Annotated in this window: 4 protein-coding genes; 2 read left to right on the top strand and 2 right to left on the bottom strand. The window is 63.2% G+C overall.

Annotated features, from left to right (window positions below; genetic code table 11):
• Positions 1-227: 227 nt before the first annotated feature.
• Together EOA28_RS26260 and EOA28_RS26255 are read right to left on the bottom strand one after the other, a co-directional pair.
• Positions 228-1,157, bottom strand: a complete 930-nt coding sequence (locus EOA28_RS26260; protein WP_189342195.1) for a glutaminase — start codon at positions 1,155-1,157, stop codon at positions 228-230.
• A gap of 5 nt (positions 1,158-1,162) precedes the next feature.
• A complete protein-coding gene (locus EOA28_RS26255; protein WP_127250816.1) occupies positions 1,163-2,311 on the bottom strand; it encodes an aminotransferase class I/II-fold pyridoxal phosphate-dependent enzyme in 1,149 nt (382 codons plus the stop codon).
• Between the two features lie 185 nt (positions 2,312-2,496).
• On the opposite strand from EOA28_RS26255, the gene EOA28_RS26250 reads away from it, so the two are divergent.
• A complete protein-coding gene (locus tag EOA28_RS26250) occupies positions 2,497-3,909 on the top strand; it encodes a M48 family metalloprotease (protein WP_127250817.1) in 1,413 nt (470 codons plus the stop codon).
• A 58-nt stretch (positions 3,910-3,967) separates the two neighbouring features.
• Positions 3,968-4,410: thioredoxin domain-containing protein (locus EOA28_RS26245; RefSeq protein WP_148670858.1), on the top strand; the 443-nt coding region annotated here is incomplete at its 3' end.

The raw sequence follows: 4,410 nt of genomic DNA, 5'->3' as shown, positions 1-4,410 counted from the left end.
GGTTGTTCCCGTCGTCTCCTCGAACGTCTCCGAAGAGGCCAAGACCGAGGACAAGCCGAAGCGCGCCGGCTGGTGGCAGCGCAAAGGTTTCTTCTAAGCTTTTCAAATTGTTGGACTGATTTCTTTTCAAAAATCCCGCGCCGCCTGGCGCGGGATTTTTTTGTTTGCCGAAGCGCAAGGCAAATCGAGATTCAGGTCAGGCCGGCCTCACCTGAATATCGACTTGCCTATGGCGCGAAGATCGACCAGTTCATCATCCGTGCGAGCTTCTCCAGGGCGATGGAGCCGAGCTTGGAGTTGCCGTTCTCGTTGAGGCCGGGCGACCAAACAGCCAGCGAAGCCACGCCGGGCACGATGCCCAAAATGCCGCCGCCGACACCGCTTTTGCCGGGGATGCCGACGTGGAAGGCAAAATCGCCGGAGCCGTCATAGTGGCCGCAGGTCAGCATCAGCGCGCCGATACGGCGTGCCCGCTCGGCCGACACGACCGAATGCCCGGTCGCCGGATTCCTTCCGCTATTGGCGAGGAACCGGCCCGCCATGGCAAGCTGCCGGCAACTCATGGCGATGGCGCAGTGATGGAAATATACGCCCAGTGCCAGCTCCGGCTCATGATGAAGATTGCCGAAGGATTTCATGTAGTTGGCCAAGGCGAAGTTGCGGTAGCCGGTGGCCCGCTCGGACGCCGCCACTTCGCGGTCGATGATGATCGTCTCGTCATCGGCGAGGAACTGGATGAAGCGCAGGATCTCGCCGATCGCCTCGCGCGGCTGATGCCCGGCGAGCAGCACGTCGGAGACGACTATGGCGCCGGCATTGATGAACGGATTGCGCGGGATGCCGTTCTCATGTTCGAGCTGGACGATCGAGTTGAACGGATTGCCGGACGGCTCGCGGCCGACGCGCTGCCAGAGCGCATCGCCGACCTTTCCCAGCGCCAGCGTGAGGGTGAAGACCTTCGAGACGCTTTGGATGGAAAAGGGCTGATCGGCATCGCCGGCAAGGATGACGCGGCCATCATTGGTCACGGCGGCGATGCCGAATTTCTTCGGATCGACCTTGCCGAGCTGCGGGATATAGGTCGCTACCTTGCCGCGATCGGTGCGTTCAGCCATTTCGGCGGCGACTTCCGCCAATGCTTGCTCGAGTTCCGGCATGGCTTCTATTTCAGCCAGTGTTCGATGCGCGCCAGCGCCTCGACCATGTCTTCATGGCTGCCGGCATAGGAAAAGCGCATGGTGCGATGCCCCTGCTGCGGATCGAAATCGCGGCCTGGCGTCGCCGCGACATGCGCCTGGGCCAGCATTTTTCGCGCAAAGGCCATGCTGTCGTTGGTGTGGCGGGTGACATCGCAGAAGGCATAGAAGGCGCCGTCCATGGGTGCTGCCAGCGCAAATCCGAGCTCGGGCAGACGCTTCATCAGAAGGTCGCGATTCAGGGCATAGCGCGCCTTCACCTTTTCGAGCTCCAACGTGGCCTTGAAGGCCTCGATCGCGGCAATCTGCGACAATTCCGGCGGCGAGATATAGAGGCTCTGGGCGATGCGCTCGACCGGCCGCACCAATTCCTCGGGCAGCACCATCCAGCCGATGCGCCAGCCGGTCATGCAATAGTATTTCGAGAAGGAATTGATCACGGTCACCCCGGCGCCATGCGCCAGCGCGGTCACATCGGGCGCCGCATAAGCCAGCCGGTGGTAGATTTCATCGGAGATGACGCCGATGCCGAGTTCCTCCGCCGTCTTCACCAGGGCCGCAAGTTCGTCCGCCGGGATCACCGCACCCGTCGGATTGGCGGGGCTGGCAAACAGCACACCCTTCAGCGGCTTATCGCGATGCGCGCTCTTCAGATGCTCGGCATGCAGATAGGCGTCCGCGCCGAGCTCGATCTCGACGATCTCGATGCCGAGCGCGGCCATGATGTTGCGATAGGCCGGATAGCCGGGCGCGGCGATGGCCACGCGGTCGCCCGGATCGAACATGGCCAGGAAAGCGAGGTTGAAGGCGGCCGACGACCCCGTGGTGACGGCAATGCGCGACGGCGCGACGTCGATCCCGTAATGCTCGCCATAGTGCTCGGCGATCGCCTTGCGCAGATCGGCCAAGCCCAAGGCATCGGTGTAGCCGATGCGGCCGTGCCTGAGGGCCGCGGCCGCCGCTTCGCGTACGCCTGCCGGCGCGGAATCCGACGGCTGGCCGACGGCCATCGACACCACAGGCACGCCGGTGGCCTTCAGCCGGTTGGCTTCGGCCAGGATGTCCATGGCGTGGAAGGGCTCGACTTCCCCCCGGCGCGAAAGCGAAACGACCATTTGACCTCTTCCAACTGCCCTATTTCGGCGAATTCCGGACGCAAGCAGCGCAGACTTGTCCTTGAACTGCCCTAGTTAAAGGAACAGCGCCGCACAAATGCCCGATTGATGTGGGGATCACAAGCGCGCAGGAAGTTGCCGGCGCCGACTTTTCATCTTTCGCCCGCTCGTCTACCAGTGGACCTATGTTGAGCCGACCCCGACCATCGATTGGCAGATCGACCTCTCTCAGCCGAACCGCGCGCGGCTTCGCGACGCTTATGCTTGCCGCCGCCGTTGCCGTGTCGAGCTCGGTCAGCGCCTTCGCGCAAGGCGTGCCGGTGGTGCGCGACGCCGAGATCGAGGCGCTGGTGCGCGACTATGCCCGCCCGATCTTCAAGGCCGCGGGGCTTGCCAATGACGGCATCGACATTGTTCTGGTCAATGATCCGAGTTTCAACGCTTTCGTCACCGGGCGGCGCCTGTTCGTCAACACCGGCGCGCTGGTGACCGCCGAAACGCCGAACGAGATCATCGGCGTCATCGCGCACGAGGCCGGCCATATTGCCGGCGGTCATCAGCAGAAATTGCGCGACCAGCTCGACCGCGCCAAGACAATGGCCATCATCGCCACGCTGCTCGGCGCCGGTGCCATGGTGGCCGGCGCGACCACCAACAGCAAGGGCCTGGCGGGCGCCGGCATGGGGGTTGCCGCCGGCGGCGGCGAGATGGCGCAGCGCTCGATCCTTGCCTATCAGCGCACCGAAGAGATCACCGCCGACCGTTCGGCGATCACCTATCTCAACGCCACCGGCCAGTCCGGCATGGGCATGCTGAAGACCTTCGGCCGCTTCCAGAGCGCGCTGTCGCTCGCCGGCACCCAGGTGGATCCCTACCGGATCAGCCATCCGATGCCGCAGGAGCGCATCGCCAACCTTGAAGTGCTGGTCAAGCAGAGCCCCTTCGTCAATGTTGTCGACCCCCCGGCGCTGCAGCAGCGGCACGACATGATGCGCATCAAGATCGCCGCCTATATGCAGGGCCAGGCGGCTGTCGCGCGGCTGATGCGCAAGAATCCGACCAGCCTCGCCTCGCGCTATGGCGACGCGCAGCAGACCTATCTTTACGGCAATCCAGGCGCCGCGCTGACCAAGACGGCGGCGCTGATCAAGGAACAGCCGAAGAACCCCTATTTCCAGGAGCTGCGCGGCGATATCCTGATGAAGGCCAACAAGCCGAAGGACGCGGCGGACGCCTATGCCAAGGCGGTGAGCCTCGATCCCGCGCATTCCGGACTGCTGCTGGTCTCGCTCGGCCAGGCGCTGATGGCGGTGGGCACGCCTGATTCGCTGAAAAAGGCCGTGGTCCAGCTCAACAACGGCGTCGGGCGGGACAAGGAGAATGCCGAAGCCTATCGCTTCCTGGCGCAGGCCTATGGAGAACAGGGCGACATTCCGGCCGCCGATCTTGCCACCGCAGAGGGCCATTACTATGCGGGCGACTACAAGAATGCGAAGATCTTCGCCATGCGCGCTCAACAGAAATTGAAGCGCGGCGAACCCCGCTGGGTGCGCGCTCAGGATATTATAAACTACACACCGTCTAACAAACTCAAATGAACCTCCCGGACGTCGGCGACGACGAAGGCGGACCGGAACAGGAAAAAGGACGACGATAATGAACAAGGCAATCCTGCTTGGCAGGGCCGGCGGCCTGGCGGTGGCGCTCGGCATGCTGGCCTTCGGTTTCGTGGCGGGAAATCCGCAGGCCGCGAAGGCCGACACCGTGCAGGTCGCCCAGGTCACGTCCTCCGCCGACACCCAGGCGGCCGCCGATACCAAGATCGATCGCAAGGAGGTCGAGGGCATCATCCGCGACTACCTCTTGAAGAACCCGGAAGTGCTGCTCGAGGTGCAGGACGCGCTCGAGGCCAAGCAGAAGGAAGAGCAGCGGCTTGCGGCACTCGGCGTCATCAAGAATTCCAAGGACGAGATCTTCAACTCGACGTTCGACGGCGTCGTCGGCAACCCCAAGGGCAAGGTCACGATCGTCGAGTTCTACGACTACAATTGCGGTTTTTGCAAACGCGCCATCGAGGACATGCAGGCTTTGACCAAGTC

It is taken from the genome of Mesorhizobium sp. M2A.F.Ca.ET.067.02.1.1, assembly GCF_004023285.1.
In the GTDB taxonomy this organism is placed as follows: domain Bacteria; phylum Pseudomonadota; class Alphaproteobacteria; order Rhizobiales; family Rhizobiaceae; genus Mesorhizobium.
The sequence above is the reverse complement of the archived record's forward strand: the minus strand, read 5'-3'. Positions and strand labels throughout refer to the sequence as shown.